The following is a 14,627-nucleotide window of genomic DNA, read 5'->3' on the forward strand; positions in this document are numbered from 1 at the left end:
GAAGAAACCAGACCTGCTCGACACGCTTGATCGGCTGCGGAAGAGCGGACTGAAGAACTCTCAGCAGCGTCTTGGCGTGCCCGGGAGTCAGCGCATGCAGCGCGCCGAGCAGGGCGGCCAGCACCAGCGCCACCAGAACGGCGGTTACCGGGAGCGACGGCAGGCTGAGCAGACCGGTCAGGCGGCCGGTGGGGACCACCGCCCGTGGTTCCGGTTCAGCCGCCGCCCGCACCGCCACAAAAGCCCCGATCCGGTACGTGATCCGGCTCTGCCGCTGGTCCGCGGCCCGGTACTGGGCACCGAGCACCACCGGCAGGTCCCGTCGATCAGCGCGTTCACCTGGTAGGCGGCGCCCGGCGGAGCGACCAGCACCCCGGCGAGAGGGCGAGGTCCAGGGTGATCGCGCCCGGCCCCGGTGTCAGATACGCCGACTGCAGGTAGACGTCGAGCGGGTGCGCCGTCGCCGGTCCGGCCGCCGCGAACACGCCGGCCAGCAGGACACGGTCAGCATGATCCGGACTTCAGCCCCGAAAGGCCCGCCGGATGGCTACTTGGGGAGACGTACCACCACGCGGAGCCCAGGGTGGGCGTCGCTGAGGGTGACCGAACCGCGATGCCTGCGCACCAGCTCGCTGACGATGGCGAGGCCGAGCCCGGAACCGCCCGCATCGCGGGCCCGAGCGTCGTCGAGACGGGTGAACCGCTGGAAGACGCGTTCCCGATCGGCCTCCGGAATGCCCGGCCCGTCGTCGGTGACCTCCACGATCAGGGCGGTCCCGGCGTCGAACGCCTTGATCGACACGGTCGACCGTTTGTGCCGCTCCGCGTTGTCCAGCAGGTTGGTGATCACCCGGGCCAGCGCGTCCGGTTCGGCGTGGGTGGTCAGCGGGACACCGGGGTCGTCGAAGGTGACGCCGGGATAGCGCTCGGCGGCCTCCCCGACGAACTGGGCCAGGTCGATCTCCTCCAGCCGGGTGGTGAGCACGCCCTCGTCCGAGCGGGCCAGCAGCAGCAGGTCGTCGACCAGCCGGGACAGGCGCTGGACGTCGGCGAGCAGGTCGTCGGCGAGTTCCGGCCAGTCGGTGTCGTCCGGCAGGTGCTGGGCCACCTCCAGCTCGGTGCGCATGTTGGTCAGCGGGCTGCGCAGCTCGTGGGCGGCGTCGGCGACGAACGCCCGCTGCCGGGCGCGCGCCGAGTCCAGCCGGTGCAGCATGTCGTTCAGGGTGACCGCGAGCCGGTGGATCTCGTCCTGGCCACCGGCCGGCACCGGCAGCCGCCCGGCCCGGGTGCCGCCGGTGATCTCCTCGGCGCCGGATCGCAGCGCGTCGACCGGGCGCAGCGCGGCGCCGAGCGCCCGCCACAGCCCGAGCGCCAGCAGGATGATCAGCAGCGGGAAGCCGATCAGCAGGGTGATCCGCAGGATGTGCACACTCTGGGTGACCTGCTCGGTGGAGCGGGCGACCAGGATCCGCAGCGGGGCGGTCGGCGGGCCGGCGGTCATCTGGACGACCCGCGCCTCGCCCTGGTAACCGATCCGCTCACCGGCGATCCGGCGGCTCTCGCCGTCCTTCAGGCCGTCGAGTTCCTGCCGGTACAGGATCGGGACGAGACGGTCGGCGGTGGCCGAGACCGACCGCACGGTGCCGTCGGCGTCGATCACCTGGACCTGCACGCCGGGGGTGACCGGGATCGGGTTGGGCAGCGAGTTCTGGTCGACCAGGGCCGCCACGCCGCGGGCGGTGGTCATCAGCTCGCTCTGCACCGAGCGCATCTGGGCGTACCCGAGGACGGTCACCAGCAGCACTCCGCCGGCGGCCAGGCCCAGGGTGAGCCCGGCGGCGGAGACGAGCAGCAGCCGGGCCCGCAGGCTCAGCCCCTTGAGGCGGTCCAGCATCTAGTCACCCGGGGTGACGATGGCCAGGCGGTACCCGGCGCCGCGGACGGTCTCCAGCCGGTCCCGGCCGATCTTGCGGCGCAGGTAGCCGGCGTAGACCTCGACCGCGTTCGGCGCCGTCTCCAGGCTGGCGTCCCACACGTGGTCGAGCAGCTCGGTCTTGGAGACGACCTGGCCGGGGCGGCGCATCAGGTATTCGAGGAGGGCGAACTCGCGGGCGGTCAGGGTGACCTCCTCACCGGCCACCAGCACCCGGCGCTCGGCCGGATCCAGCTCCACGTCACCGAAGGCGAGGACCACCGGGCGGGCCTGGGCGCCGCGGCGCAGCAGGGCCCGGAGCCGGGCGAGGAGCACCACGTACGAGAACGGCTTGGTCAGGTAGTCGTCGGCGCCGCAGTCGAGCCCGTCGGCCTGGTCGTACTCGCCGTCCTTGGCACTCAGCATCAGCACCGGCAGCCAGTGGCGCTCGGCCCGGAGCTGCCGCACCACCCGGTACCCGGACAGGCGCGGCAGCATCACGTCGAGGATCATCGCGTCGTACCCGCCGTGGCGGGCCATCTCCAGACCGTCCTGTCCGTCGGCGGCGACGTCCACCGCGAAACCCTCGGCCTGCAGGCCACGCCGCAGCGCAGCGGCCAGCCGCGCCTCGTCCTCCACCACCAGCAACCGCACCCCCACACCTTGGCACGATCTCCATGATTTCGATAAGCGCCTCTCAGGAGGTTCTCAGCGGCTCGGCGGCGCACCCCCGGGGCCGGGGCCGCCGCTGGGCGGCGCTCCGCCGGGTCCGCCACTGGGCGGCGCTCCCCCGGGTCCGCCGCTGGGCCCGCCACCTCCGCTGGGCGCGTCTCCTCCCCCGGACGGTGTGGTCGTGGTGTCCACCCCCACGTCCAGGGACACCGCGAACCCGCTCGACACGTTGCCGGTGACGGTCGCCAGCTGGAGCTCGCCGGAGTCCTCGCCGAACACGTTGTCGGAGTCGAGCGAGACCTGGGCCAGGTTGGTGACCGACTTCTCGTACCCGGTCTGCTTGTACACCTCGTCGCAGACGTCCTTGGGCAGCGCCACCTGCGAGGTGGCAATGGCATTCGACGACGACGTGATACTCGCCTGGTCGGTGTAGACCTCGAAGTGGACGTGCGGCCACCGCCCGGAATAGCAGGCCGGGAAGATACTGGTGAAGGTCACCGCGCCGGTGTCGTCGGCGACCTGCACACCACGCAGGTAGTTCTCGCCGGTGATCCCGGTGGAGTAGAGGGAGTAGTTCCCGTCCCGGTCGCAGTGCCAGGCGTAGACGGCCACCCCCGCGAAGGCCGCCGCCGACCTGGTCAGGTCCTTGATGTTCAGCGTGATCGTCATCGGCACGCCGTCGGCTTTCCCGGAAGCGGAACCGAAGCTGGACCTGATGTCGCTGCGGACCACACCGCTCTCGGTCAGCACGTTGGGGCCGTTGGACCCGTCACCCGGGTACGGGCCGGCGGTCTCGTCCGGGATCTCCTGCAGCGTGCTGGTCGTGGCGCTGGTGGCAGAGGGCGTCGTGGTCGAGTCGGTGTCCCCGCAGCCGCTCAGCCCGAACGCGACCGCACCGAGCCCGAACGCCCGCAGAACCTGCCGGCGGCGCATCGTCCCGAGATCGAACCCGAGGCCCTGGTCGAACACCTCCTCGCCGGGTTTGGGCAGCTCACGTCCCTCGTACGTAATCATCGGTCTTCTCCTTTTGTCCGTTTTAGGCTATCCCCTAGGGGTTGCTCTCAGCCGGATCACAGGCGAACCGCTGCACGATGGGACGCAGAGATTCGGGAGGTGGACATCGTGTCCGTATTGAAGTCCAGGCCCGCGATGCGCTGGCTGGTTCCGTCGGCAGCGGCGTTCGTGGTCATCGGCGGCGGCGCGGCGGCCGGAACGATCGTGGCGAACGCCGAACCGGGACTGCCCGAGCGCAGCGCGGCTCAGCTGCTCGTCGACCTGCAGGGTGCCGACGTGACCGGGCTCTCCGGCACCGTGGTGCAGAGCTCCGACCTGGGGCTGCCGGGCATCGCGGGGCTGCTCGGGAACGTACAGGGCAACGGCGACGCCGGGCTGACCAGCCTGATCGCCGGAAGCAACACGGCCCGCGTGTGGTACGCCGGTGAGGAGAAGGCCCGGTTCGCGCTGCTCGGTTCGAGCGGCGAGACCGACGTCATCCGTAACGGCACCGACGTCTGGGTGTGGGAGAGCAAGGCCAACACCGGCTCCCACTTCAAGCTGCCGGCCGACAAGCCCGGTGCGAAGCCGGAGACGTCGGCCAGCGCGCTGCCGACCACGCCGAAGGAGGCCGCCGACGCGGCGCTCGCGGCGATCGACCCGACCACGGCGGTCACCACGACCGGCGCGGCCCAGGTGGCCGGGCGCAACGCCTACGAGCTGGTGCTCAGCCCGAAGGACACCGCGTCCCTGGTCGGCCAGGTGCGGCTGGCGATCGACGCGGAGGAGCACATCCCGCTGCGCGTCGACGTCTACGCGAAGAACACCACCAAGCCCGCGTTCCGGGTGGCGTTCGAGCAGATCAGCTTCGAGGTTCCGGCGGACGAGCAGTTCACGTTCAACCCGCCGCCCGGGGCGAAGATCGAGGAGTCCAAGGCCCCGGCCGACGCCCTGGAGCACAAGGGCAAGCCGGATACCAAGGACGTCAAGGAGGCCGAGAAGGCCCTCGAAGAGGCCCGCAAGGGCGGTGACGGCTTCAAGGTCGTCGGCGAGGGCTGGACGACGATCCTGGTGACCGAGGGCGGTCCGACCAAGGCCGAGCTGTCCGAGCTGACCGGTGACGCCAAGAAGGACTCGGCCGAGGCCGCCGACGCCGCGAAGATGGCGGAGGACTTCCTCGGTACGTTCCAGCAGGTCAAGGGCTCCTGGGGCACCGGCCGGCTGCTGAGCGGCTCGCTGTTCAGCGTGCTGCTCACCGACGACGGCCGGGTTCTGGCCGGCGCGGTCACGCCGGAGGCGCTGTACAAGGCCGCCGCGTAATCCAGTACGACGACGAGGCCCTCACCGCATCGCGGTGGGGGCCTCGTCCAATGTCCGGATCGTCGGCACACCCGCGTCCGGGTGGGCACCGGACCGGTCCAGCAGGATCGCGGACAGCCCGGCGGCCAGGGCCCCGCGCACGTCCTTCTCCAGTGAGTCGCCGATCATCACGGCCTGCTCCGGCACGACACCCAGCAGATCGACGGCGTGCCGGAAGGCGCGCGGGTCCGGCTTACCGGCGGGCAGCGCCGACGACGCGACGAGCACGTCGACCGCGCCGGCCAGACCGGTCCGCTCCAGCTTGTCCCGCTGCTGGTCCTCGTCGCCGTTGGTCAGCACCGCCACGGTCAGGCCGGCGTCCCGGAACCGGCGCAGGGTGGGCAGGGCGTCGTCGAACGCGACCCAGCCGGCCTCGTAACGCTCCAGGTAGCCGGCGAACAGCTCGTCCGCCGCGGCGTCGGTCAGGTCCCGGCCGAGGAACTCCCGCACCCGCCCGCGCCGCTGCCCCTGGAAGGTGATCTCGCGGCGCTGCCAGCGGGCGTAATGCGGCTCCGAGAGGGCGGCCCACCGCTCGTGGACACCGGGATCGTCGATACCGTGCGCCGCCGCCCACCCGACGACGGCGGTCCGCGCGGCGGTCACCTGGTCGACGAGGGTGTCGTCGAGGTCGAACAGGACGGCTCTCATTCGGCGGCTCCGGCGGCGAGAAGGAGGGCCAGCAGCCCGGCCGACAGGGCCAGGATCAGCCATCCGGGGTTCAGGGCGTACCAGCAGAGGGCGTGGACCGACGTGCTCGCGGCGACCAGGCCGACCGCGACCGCCCGCCGGGTCCGGGCCGGCAGCAGGCCCAGACAGATCCACGGCAGACGGCCGGCCGGGACCAGCACCCGCACCGCCAGCCCGGCGGTCACCAGCGCCATCACCACCGCCGCGGCCCTCGACAGCAGCATCGACGGCGCCCACCAGGCGCTGCCCAGGGCGAGCAGGGCCACCAGCGGGAGCCCGGCCAGCAGGCCCCGGCGCACCCCGGCCAGCAGTCCGCGGATCGGCCAGGTCAGGGCGGGCGCGCCGTACCGGTCCGGGTGGTCGGCGGCCAGCTGCCGCAGGCCGCGCATCGCGTCCTTGACCCGCATGTTCTCCGCGTCCAGCAGCGCCAGCATCCAGCGGCTCTCGGCGTCCTCCGGGTCCTCGGCCAGGGCCCGGGAGGTCGCGGCGCGGGCGGCGTCCCGGCGGCCGGCGTGCCGTTCCACCTCGGCCAGGGTCATCAGGTCCGGCACCGAGTGCGGGGCGATGGTGACGGCCCGGCCGGCCGCCTCCCGGGCGCCACCGAAGTCCTTGCGCACGGTCAGGCAGCGGGCCAGCACCCGGTGCGGTTCCGGGCGCCACGGGTCGAGCCGGACCGCCTCGCGGGCGGTGGCCAGGGCGTCGTCCCAGCGGGCCAGCGCCAGCAGGCACTCGGCACGTTCGATGTGGACCACCGACTGGCCGGGCGCCACCGCGACGGCGGCGTCGGCGAACTCCAGGGCGCCCGCGAAGTCGCCCTGCAACCGGCGCAGCCCGGCGAGCAGGCCCAGCAGCTCCGGGTCGGCCGGGGTGGTCACCAGCCCGGTCCGGACCTCCCGCTCGGCCTGGTCGAGGCGGCCCACGTCGGCGAGGGCGCGCGCCCGGGCGGCCGCACTCAACGGATCTTGCGCTTCTTGAGGTAGGCGGCCAGGTCGTCGTACTCGCCGCTCTCGTTGGCGAACATCGCCACGTTGCGGGCGGTGCTGAACCACGCGTCGGTGGACGGGCGGACCTCCTTCGCCGCGGCCAGCATGTCCGCCTGGCTGATCATGCGGATCTCGCCGGAGGCGATCGAGTCGCGCATCGCGTACTCGGCGGCCGTCTCGCACAGGTGCGCCAGGTCGGCGCCGGAGTGGTGCTCGGTGGCGGCGGCGACCGCGTCCAGGTCGATCCCGGCGACCGGGCGGTCCCGCAGGTGGTACTCCAGGATCGAGGCGCGGGCCTCGCGGTCCGGCGGCAGCACCAGCACGGTCCGGTCCAGGCGGCCCGGCCGGCGCAGCGCCGCGTCGACGTCCCAGGGCGCGTTGGTGGCGGCCAGCACGAACACCCCGTCGTTGCCGCCGTCCACCCCGTCCAGCTCGGTGAGCAGCTGGTTCACCACGGTCCGCATCGACGACTGGAGCTGGCTGCGCTTGTGACCGAGCGCGTCGATCTCGTCCAGGAACAGCACGCACGGGGCGTGGCCGCGGGCCGACTCGAACAGGTCGTGCAGGTTGCGCTCGGAGCTGCCGATCCACATGTTCAGCACGTCGGTGATGCTCAGCGAGATGAACGAGGCGCCCATCTCACCGGCGACGGCACGGGCCAGGAACGTCTTGCCGCAGCCGGGCGGGCCGTAGAGCAGCAGGCCACCGCGCAGGCTCTTGCCGAACAGGGTGCGAAGTTTCGGGTTGCGCAGCGGGCCCAGGAACGACACCTCGAGACGTTTCTTCACGTCCGCCATGCCACCGACGTCGGCGAGCGTCACCGTCGAGCGTTCCACGTCGAAGTACCGGTCCTCGTGACCGCGCACCGGGTCCGGCTCGCCGTCCGACCGCGCGAACCGCGGCGGCACCACGTCCTCGAACTGGCCCTCCATCGCCGCCCAGTCGACGCTCTTGCGGTCCGCCTTCGGCGTCTCCGCCGTCGGGGCAGGCGGTCCGGGCACGGTGGTCGATGGCTGAGGCGGCGATTGCTGCGGTACGTCCGGAGCGGGGTTCCCCAGAGCGCGGGTCATCAACTGCTGCGCCGTGGCATTGCCCGGCTCACGTGCCAGCACCTGAGCGGCGTGCCCGATCGCCTCCGCGCCCCGGCCGGCCGCCACCAGCATCTCGGCCAGGTGCAGCCGCAACGTGAGGTCGTCGGGCCGCGCCTCGACGGCGGCCGCCAGGCTGTTGATCAAGGCATCGCTCATGACACGCGATTATGCCCGCATCCCGCGGCCCGCCTCGGATCAGCCGACCCGCTACCCCGTCGCATCGAAGCTTCATCGAGCGCGGACCGTGATATTCGCCTCCTGTTCAGGTCTTCGCAGCGCGACCGGATTCGGTGACACCCGTCACACCGCGGCCGAGCTGGGCAAGAAGTTGACCGGTGGTCGCGTCCGATAGCCCCTGCCTGCGGTTATACGGCCGGAGCCGCCGGATGATCCGGTACCGGCGACACCATCGGGGGTGCGGCCGCCGGTTACGCTCCGCGGGCGGCCGTTCGAAGCCGGAGGGCCGCCAGCCGCTGCGCTGGGTAATGTCGCCCGGCGATGGTGCTGTCGTCAACGACGCCGGGGGACAAGGACGGCCCCGGCGGGAAACGAGGAAACTGTGCCGATCACTCCCGCTGACATCCACAACATGGACTTCAGGAGGCCGCCGATCGGGAAACGCGGCTACGACGAGGAGGAGGTCGACGCGTTCCTCGACGAGGCGAGCCAGGAGCTGGTCCGGCTGATCGAGGAGAACAGCGCGCTCTCCGACCAGCTGCGCCGCGACGGCAAGCCCGACCTGGCCGCGACCACCGTGCTCAACGGTGACGCCGCCGAGCTGGTCGAGCTGACCGCCCGGCTGCGCCAGCTGCGCGACGGCCTGTCCCGCGCCGAGCACGACGCCCGCGACATGCAGGTGCAGCTGGAGCGCGCCCGGGACCAGGCCCGCTCGGCGCCCGCCCCGATGCAGGCGATGTCGCCGGACAACGACCGGGTGCTGATGATGGCCCAGCGCACCGCCGAGGAGCACGTCCGGGACGCGCAGATGGAGTCGGACGTGCTGCTGTCCGACGCCCGCGCCAAGGCCGACCAGGTGACCGGCGACGCCCGGCGCACCGCGGGCGCGATCGAGGCCGACGCCCAGCGCAACCACTCCGACGCGATGGACGGACTGGCCCGCGACCGGGCCGCCGCCCTGGACGAGATCGAGCGTCTCGGCCAGCTGGCCGTCGGTTACCGCGAGGCCCTGGACCACCACGTGCACCGCCAGCTGGACGATCTGGACGGCTCCCCCGGCATGCCCCCGAACCAGCCCTGACGTCGCTCCCGGCCGCGGCGCCCGCGTCAGCGGCCGGTGAAGAACGTCGTCACGTCGTCGACGAACAGCGCGGGGACCTCGAGGGCCGGGAAGTGGCCGCCCCGGGGGAATTCCGTCCACCGGTGGATGTCGTGGGTCCGGGCGGCGATCGGCCGGATCGGCTGGACGATGTCGCCGGGGAGGACCGCGACACCGAGCGGGACCGGGAGCGGGGGCTGCGGTCCCGCCGGAGCGGACTCCTTCACGATGCGCGCCGACGTGCCCGCGGTCCGGAACAGCCAGTGGTGCGCCACGTTCGCCACGATCCGGTCGTCGGGCACCGGGGTGGCCGGGTCCGCCCAGGTATCGAATTTCTCCGCCAGGAACGCCAGCAGACCGGCCGGTGAGTCGGTCAGCGCGTAGGCGGGCGTCTGCGGTGTCGCTCCGAACAGGACCTGATGCGGGTGCCGGTTCGCGGCCAGCCGCATGGTCTTCGCGAGCCGCGCCTCCTCCACCGTGGTCAGCCCCTCCGCGGTGCCCGGGGTGGGCAGGTAGTTGACGTGCACCCCCACCACCCGGTCGGGCGCGAGGACGCCGAGGGCGCGGGAGATCCCGGAGCCCCAGTCGCCGCCCTGCGCGCCGAAGCGTTGGTAACCCAGCTCGGTCATCAGCCGCGCCCAGGCCCCGGCCACCCGCTGGACACCCCACGGGCGGGTGGTGGGACCGGACAGCCCGAAGCCGGGGATCGCCGGCGCCACCACGTGGAAGCGCTCGGACAGCGGGCCGATCACGTCCAGGAACTCGACGGTGCTGCCCGGCCAGCCGTGTGTCAGCAGCAGCGGCAGCGCCTCCGGGTCGGCGCTGCGGGCGTGGAAGAAGTGGATCCGGTCGCCGTCGAACACGGTGGTGGCGTGCGGGATCGTGTTGAGCTCGGCCTCGTGGGCCCGCCAGTCGAAACGCAGCCAGTGGTCGGCCAGCGCCCGCACCCGGTCGACGGTGATGCCGTAGTCGCCGGGTGCTCCGGCGGGCCAGCGGGTGCGGGCGAGGCGGTCGGTCAGGTCGTCCAACTCGGACTGCGGCACACGAATATCATTCATGCGACTAACGTTAGTAACATAAACGTTAGTCCGTCCAATGCTATTCTCGGCGGGTGGATCATCTACCTAGCTGGCTGCTGACCCAGGTTTCGCTGCACGCCCAGCGGCTGGTCGCCGAGGGGTTCGCCGGCTCGGGGGCCCGGGGTCACCACTTCCGGCTGCTGGATTCGCTGATCACCGGCGGGCCGGCCAGCCAGGCGGCGCTCGGGCGGCGGACCGGGATCCACCTCAGTGACCTGGTCGGGGCGCTGAACGAGCTGGAGTCGGGTGGGTTCGTGCGGCGGTCGCCCGATCCGGCGGACAAGCGGCGCAACGTGGTGACCGTGACCGAAACGGGGCGGGAGCGGGCGGCCGAGCTGGGGGTGCGGGTCGCGGGCGTGCAGGCGGAGCTGCTGGCGCCACTGTCGGAGGGTGAGCGGGAGCAGCTCGCCGGGCTGCTGCGGCGGCTGCTGGAGCACCATGGCGGGCCGGGAACGGACCGCCCGGGCCCGGCGGCCGCGTGGCGGCCGTGACGGGCCGCCGGGCTCGCGTCGTGGCCACGGGGCTTTACGGCGGCGTACAAGAAAAGAAAAAGAGACCGCCGTCAGTGAGCGACGGCGGTCTCCCCCGGAGGTTGTGATCTAGGCGGGCCGGCGGTAACCGGCGATCGGGCCCCGATCGATGGTCGCCATCCGCACGTGGTCCCCGGTGTGCGGCGCGTGGACCACCATGCCGCCACCGATGTAGATGGCGACGTGGTGCACGTCGGACCAGTAGAAGACCAGGTCGCCCGGCTTCAGCTCGCTCGCCGACACCGACTTCCCGCTGGTCCACTGGTCTTTCGTGTAGTGCTCGAGATGGACGCCGACCGAGCCCCAGGCCTCCTGCGTGAGACCCGAGCAGTCGTAGCTGTTCGGGCCGTTGGAGCCGAAGACGTAGGGCAGCCCGATCAGGTCACACGCCTTCTGGGCGGCACGGCCACCCTTGTCGTTCGTGTAGTCGACCGGGCAGGGGCCGGTGCGCAGCGGGCCGTCGGACGCGTCCGAGTCGCCGTACGCGGTGATCCGGAGCTTCTGGAGCTTCTTGATCTCCTTCTCGATGGCGACCTTCTTGCCACTGAGATCGGTGTCCCGGACCGCGATCTCGGACTCCATCTTGTCGACCGAGGTCTTGTCGGCCGCGTACTTGTCCCGCAGCTTGGAGACCTCTTCGATCGACGCCTTCCGGTTACTGGTCAGCTGGTCGAGAAGGGTGAGCTTGTCGGCCAGACCGTCCGGGTCACCGGTGAGGATGGCGTTCGCCACGCTCGGCGGGCCCTGGATGTACGCGTCGGTCGCCAGTCCGCGCACCTCCACCATCGCGGCGTCCACCTGTTTCTGCAGCGGGGCGAGCGTCTGCGCCAGCGACTTCTGCTGCTTGCGCAGCTTGGTCAGCTTGGTGCGGTTGCCGTTCCAGTCCTCGATGACGGGCTCGAGCTTGTTCCATGCCTCGTCGATCTGATCCTCGACCTGGCCGGGCGAGGGAGTGGCGAAGGCGGCGGTCGGCCCCGTGACGACGATGCCCACGGTGACCACCACGGCCACCAGCAGGTTGCGCATGCGCTTCACGTCAGGAACGTTGTCCTTTCTTCCCGTTCAGCCGCCGACCGGGTTAGCTGACGGGTTCGGGCGGGAAGTCTGCCCGGCCAGTGAATGGCTGCACCCCAAATGCTCGGTTCCCCGGTACGCACGTGTGCGATTAGGCGGTGGTCCGTCCAGATCGGCCGGGTGACCGATGGGGGGGCTGATCGGACCGGGGACCACCGTACTCGGATCAAGACGGCAACTGAAGTACGGAACCTTGTGCACCCTTGCGACTGCGCAGGGTCACTGAAAAGGCCACGCGTCCAGGGCCCTCGCCAACCAGGGGACGACGAGTATCACTGTGGGTAACACCAGCAGACCGGCCGCGGCGGCGGTTCCGGCGACCGTGAGAGCGACCGAACTGGCCACCGGACCCTCCAGACGGGCCAGTCGGCGGCGGCGGGATTCACCCTCCGGGTCGGCCGTCACCTCCTCCGCCAGAGGGACGGCGTCGGTCAGCCGTTCGAGGGCGGCCCGCAGCGGACCGGAGCCGGCACGCCGCCGGGCCGCGTCGTCGGCGACCATCTCCAGCAGCAGGTGCACCGCGTCCAGCGGCGCCTTGTCCCGCAGCGGGCCGGGCACGGCCTGGTAGAACGCGGTGAACGACTCCATCACCAGCTCGTGCTTGTGCCGCAGGTGGGCGCGCTCGTGGGCGAGGACCGCGTCGACCTGCGGCCGGTCCAGCACCTTCAGCACCCCGTCGCTGAGCACCACCCGCGGATCCCGGCCGGGCACGCAGTAGGCCAGCGGCAGCGGCGCCTCCAGGATCCGCACCTCGCCGCCGCTCAGCCCGTCGTGACGTTCCACCCGATCGAGGAGGTCGACGAGCATCCGGTGCCGGTCCCGCCGGGCCCGGGCCCGGGAGGTGACCTTGACCAGCGAGACGATCAGCCGGATCACGATGGTCGCCGCCACCGCGAGGGAGAACAGCAGGGCCGCGACGGTCTCCGGGTGCCGGGCTCCGGCCGCGCGGGACGCCTCCTCGGGGGCGGCCAGGACCACACCCAGCGCGCACAGTACGGCGGTGAGCGTCAGTGACTGCCACAGCAGCACTCCGGCGACCGGGGCCCGGTCGGTCCAGCGGGCGGTCGCCAGCAGCTTCGGCGCGAGCAGGGAGAGCGTCAGCCCGAGGGCGCCGAGCAGGAGGGCGGTCACCGCTCGATGTTACGGGCCTTCTCGATCGCGGCGGTCAACGCTTCGGGTGACAGCCGGCCGACGAAGTACGCCAGCGCGGCGTCCCGGTCCGGGGTGGCGCTCAACGCGTCGAGCATCACACCCGCGGTCATCTCCTCGCGGGTCTGCGCCGGGGCGTACCGATAGGCGCGGTCGTCCTTGCGCTGGATCACCAGGCCCTTCTTGGCGAGCCGGTCCAGGACGGTCATGACTGTCGTGTACGCCAAATCGCGATCGCGGTTGAGCAGCTCGAACACCTGCCGGACGGTGAGGGCCTCACCCGCGTCCCACAGTTTCGCCATGACCTCGCGTTCGAGGTCGTTCCTTGCCATGTACGCCACTCTACTTCAACGCGTCGTACTACGCGTCGTAGTATCTACTACGAATCGTCGTAGAGGGGTTCCCATGGACGTGCTCGATCTGACCCGGCTGCAGTTCGCGGTCGTGACGATCTACCACTATCTGTTCGTCCCGGTGTCGATCTGCCTGTCGTCCACCGCGGCCGGCTTCCACCTCGCGTGGATGCGCACCGGCAAGGACAAGTACCTGCACCTGACCAAGTTCACCGGCAAGCTGCTGATCGTCACGTTCGCGGTCGGCGTGGTCACCGGGCTGGTGCAGGAGTTCCAGTTCGGGCTCGGGTGGAGCGCGTTCGCCCGGTTCTACGGCGACGTCTTCGGGCCGACACTCGCCATCGAGGGCATGCTCGCGTTCTTCCTCGAGGCCACGTTCCTGGCGCTGTGGTACTTCGGCTGGGACCGGCTGCCCCGGCGGATCCACGCGGCCACCATCGTGGTCGTCGCGGTCGGGACGCTGCTGTCGGCGTACATCATCCTGGCCGCCAACTCGTTCATGCAGAACCCGATCGCGTACGCGCTGGACCCGTCCACCGGGCGCGCGCATCTGACCAGCTTCCTCGACCTGATGACCAACGAGGTCGTCCTGGCCGCGTTCCCGCACACCATGGGTGGCGCGGCGATGGCCGGCAGCGGGTTGCTGATGGCGATCGGGATCTGGCGTACCCATGCGGACCGGGCGTTTCTCACCCTGTCCCGGGTCGGCGCGTGGGCGATGCTGATCGGCGGGATGGTGACCGCGATCAGCGGTGACCACCTGGGCAAGGTGATGACCGCGGTGCAGCCGATGAAGATGGCCGCCGCCGAAGCCCTCTACGAGACCACCACCTCGGCGCCGTTCTCGGTCTTCGCCATCGGCGAGCTGGGCCACGACCGGCCGTTCTTCAGCATCGAGATCCCCGGCCTGCTGTCCTTCCTCGGCACCGGCTCGTTCAGCGGCACCGTCCAGGGCATCGACGACCTTCAGGCCCTTTACACCGCGCAGTACGGGCCCGGCAGTTACGTCCCGATGATCCCGGTCGCGTTCTGGACGTTCCGGCTGATGATCGGCGCCGGAGTGCTCGGGATGGCCCTCGCGGCCTACCACCTCTGGTCCACCTGGGACACCACCCGGCGGGTGCCGCTGCTGCCCCGGTTCCTGCAGCCCGGCGCCGGCACCCCCGGCTGGCTGCGCCGGTTCGTGCTGATCGCCCCGGTGCTGCCGGCCGCCGCCAACACCTTCGGCTGGATCTTCACCGAGACCGCCCGGCAGCCGTGGCTCGCGTTCGGCATCTCCAAGGTCGAGGACGGCATCTCCCCAGGGTTGACCAGCCCCGAGGTGATCGCGTCGCTGGCCGGGTTCACGCTCGTCTACGGCCTGCTGGCGCTGGTCTGGTACCGCCTCGTCGTCCACCTCTCCCGTCAGCCGCTGGCGCCTGTCGAAAAGGCTTCCGCGGACTCGGATCCCGTCCCCTCTTACTAGGAGC

At 71.4% G+C, this 14,627-nt stretch carries 16 protein-coding genes and 1 riboswitch; of the genes, 4 read left to right on the top strand and 12 right to left on the bottom strand.

All coding sequences use genetic code 11. The features are described from left to right. The 5 genes from Aco03nite_RS23240 to Aco03nite_RS23260 form a co-directional block, all read right to left on the bottom strand. A partial coding sequence (locus Aco03nite_RS23240; RefSeq protein ID WP_203797802.1) for a hypothetical protein occupies positions 1-310 on the bottom strand: 310 nt, incomplete at its 3' end. Between the two features lie 25 nt (positions 311-335). Then, positions 336-485 (bottom strand): hypothetical protein, encoded by a 150-nt coding sequence (locus Aco03nite_RS23245; protein ID WP_203797804.1) that lies wholly within the window; start codon positions 483-485, stop codon positions 336-338. Between the two features lie 62 nt (positions 486-547). Next, on the bottom strand, positions 548-1,894 hold the full coding sequence (locus Aco03nite_RS23250; RefSeq protein WP_203797807.1) for a sensor histidine kinase: 1,347 nt from the start codon (positions 1,892-1,894) through the stop codon (positions 548-550). Beyond that, positions 1,895-2,566: a response regulator transcription factor gene (locus Aco03nite_RS23255; RefSeq protein WP_203797809.1), complete on the bottom strand. Its 672-nt coding sequence runs from the start codon at positions 2,564-2,566 to the stop codon at positions 1,895-1,897. Positions 2,567-2,620: 54 nt separating this feature from the next. Then, complete coding sequence (locus tag Aco03nite_RS23260; protein WP_203797811.1) at positions 2,621-3,598, bottom strand: peptidase associated/transthyretin-like domain-containing protein; 978 nt, start codon at positions 3,596-3,598, stop codon at positions 2,621-2,623. A 108-nt stretch (positions 3,599-3,706) separates the two neighbouring features. On the opposite strand from Aco03nite_RS23260, the gene Aco03nite_RS23265 reads away from it, so the two are divergent. Further along, complete coding sequence (locus Aco03nite_RS23265) at positions 3,707-4,897, top strand: LolA family protein (protein WP_203797813.1); 1,191 nt, start codon at positions 3,707-3,709, stop codon at positions 4,895-4,897. A 21-nt stretch (positions 4,898-4,918) separates the two neighbouring features. On the opposite strand, the gene Aco03nite_RS23270 is transcribed toward Aco03nite_RS23265, so the two are convergent. Genes Aco03nite_RS23270 through Aco03nite_RS23280 form a run of 3 tightly spaced genes read right to left on the bottom strand, consistent with a single transcriptional unit; the run spans position 4,919 to position 7,853 of the window. Next, positions 4,919-5,584 carry an HAD family hydrolase gene (locus tag Aco03nite_RS23270; protein WP_203797815.1) on the bottom strand — a complete coding sequence of 222 codons (666 nt, stop codon included), beginning with the start codon at positions 5,582-5,584 and terminating at the stop codon, positions 4,919-4,921. Then, positions 5,581-6,579, bottom strand: a complete 999-nt coding sequence (locus Aco03nite_RS23275; RefSeq protein ID WP_203797817.1) for a tetratricopeptide repeat protein — start codon at positions 6,577-6,579, stop codon at positions 5,581-5,583. Before Aco03nite_RS23275 ends, Aco03nite_RS23270 begins: the two co-directional genes overlap by 4 nt. Then, entirely contained in the window at positions 6,576-7,853 is a 1,278-nt protein-coding gene (locus Aco03nite_RS23280) for an ATP-binding protein (protein WP_203797819.1), read from the bottom strand. The genes Aco03nite_RS23275 and Aco03nite_RS23280 overlap by 4 nt, the downstream gene beginning before the upstream one ends. 403 nt (positions 7,854-8,256) lie before the next feature. On the opposite strand from Aco03nite_RS23280, the gene Aco03nite_RS23285 reads away from it, so the two are divergent. Beyond that, complete coding sequence (locus Aco03nite_RS23285) at positions 8,257-8,955, top strand: DivIVA domain-containing protein (protein ID WP_203797821.1); 699 nt, start codon at positions 8,257-8,259, stop codon at positions 8,953-8,955. A 26-nt stretch (positions 8,956-8,981) separates the two neighbouring features. On the opposite strand, the gene Aco03nite_RS23290 is transcribed toward Aco03nite_RS23285, so the two are convergent. Next, positions 8,982-10,031: an epoxide hydrolase family protein gene (locus tag Aco03nite_RS23290; protein WP_203797823.1), complete on the bottom strand. Its 1,050-nt coding sequence runs from the start codon at positions 10,029-10,031 to the stop codon at positions 8,982-8,984. A 53-nt stretch (positions 10,032-10,084) separates the two neighbouring features. Here Aco03nite_RS23290 and Aco03nite_RS23295 point away from each other — a divergent pair, with 53 nt between their 5' ends. Beyond that, the gene (locus Aco03nite_RS23295; protein WP_203797825.1) at positions 10,085-10,543 is read left to right on the top strand and encodes a MarR family winged helix-turn-helix transcriptional regulator; all 459 of its coding nucleotides are present in this window, start codon (positions 10,085-10,087) and stop codon (positions 10,541-10,543) included. Between the two features lie 108 nt (positions 10,544-10,651). Here the strand turns inward: Aco03nite_RS23295 and Aco03nite_RS23300 are convergent, their stop codons facing one another. The 3 genes from Aco03nite_RS23300 to Aco03nite_RS23310 all read right to left on the bottom strand — a co-directional run bounded on the left by Aco03nite_RS23300 (position 10,652) and on the right by Aco03nite_RS23310 (position 13,137). Then, a complete protein-coding gene (locus tag Aco03nite_RS23300) occupies positions 10,652-11,608 on the bottom strand; it encodes a C40 family peptidase (protein ID WP_203798207.1) in 957 nt (318 codons plus the stop codon). 26 nt (positions 11,609-11,634) lie between these two features. Then, positions 11,635-11,764: riboswitch (cyclic di-AMP (ydaO/yuaA leader) on the bottom strand. Positions 11,765-11,875: 111 nt separating this feature from the next. Then, on the bottom strand, positions 11,876-12,787 hold the full coding sequence (locus Aco03nite_RS23305) for a M56 family metallopeptidase (protein ID WP_203797827.1): 912 nt from the start codon (positions 12,785-12,787) through the stop codon (positions 11,876-11,878). Beyond that, positions 12,784-13,137 (bottom strand): BlaI/MecI/CopY family transcriptional regulator, encoded by a 354-nt coding sequence (locus tag Aco03nite_RS23310; RefSeq protein ID WP_275415887.1) that lies wholly within the window; start codon positions 13,135-13,137, stop codon positions 12,784-12,786. Before Aco03nite_RS23310 ends, Aco03nite_RS23305 begins: the two co-directional genes overlap by 4 nt. Before the next feature lie 73 nt (positions 13,138-13,210). On the opposite strand from Aco03nite_RS23310, the gene Aco03nite_RS23315 reads away from it, so the two are divergent. Further along, complete coding sequence (locus Aco03nite_RS23315; protein WP_203797831.1) at positions 13,211-14,623, top strand: cytochrome ubiquinol oxidase subunit I; 1,413 nt, start codon at positions 13,211-13,213, stop codon at positions 14,621-14,623. The last annotated feature ends 4 nt before the right edge of the window (positions 14,624-14,627 follow it).

The organism is Actinoplanes couchii (assembly GCF_016862075.1).
Lineage (GTDB): Bacteria > Actinomycetota > Actinomycetes > Mycobacteriales > Micromonosporaceae > Actinoplanes > Actinoplanes couchii.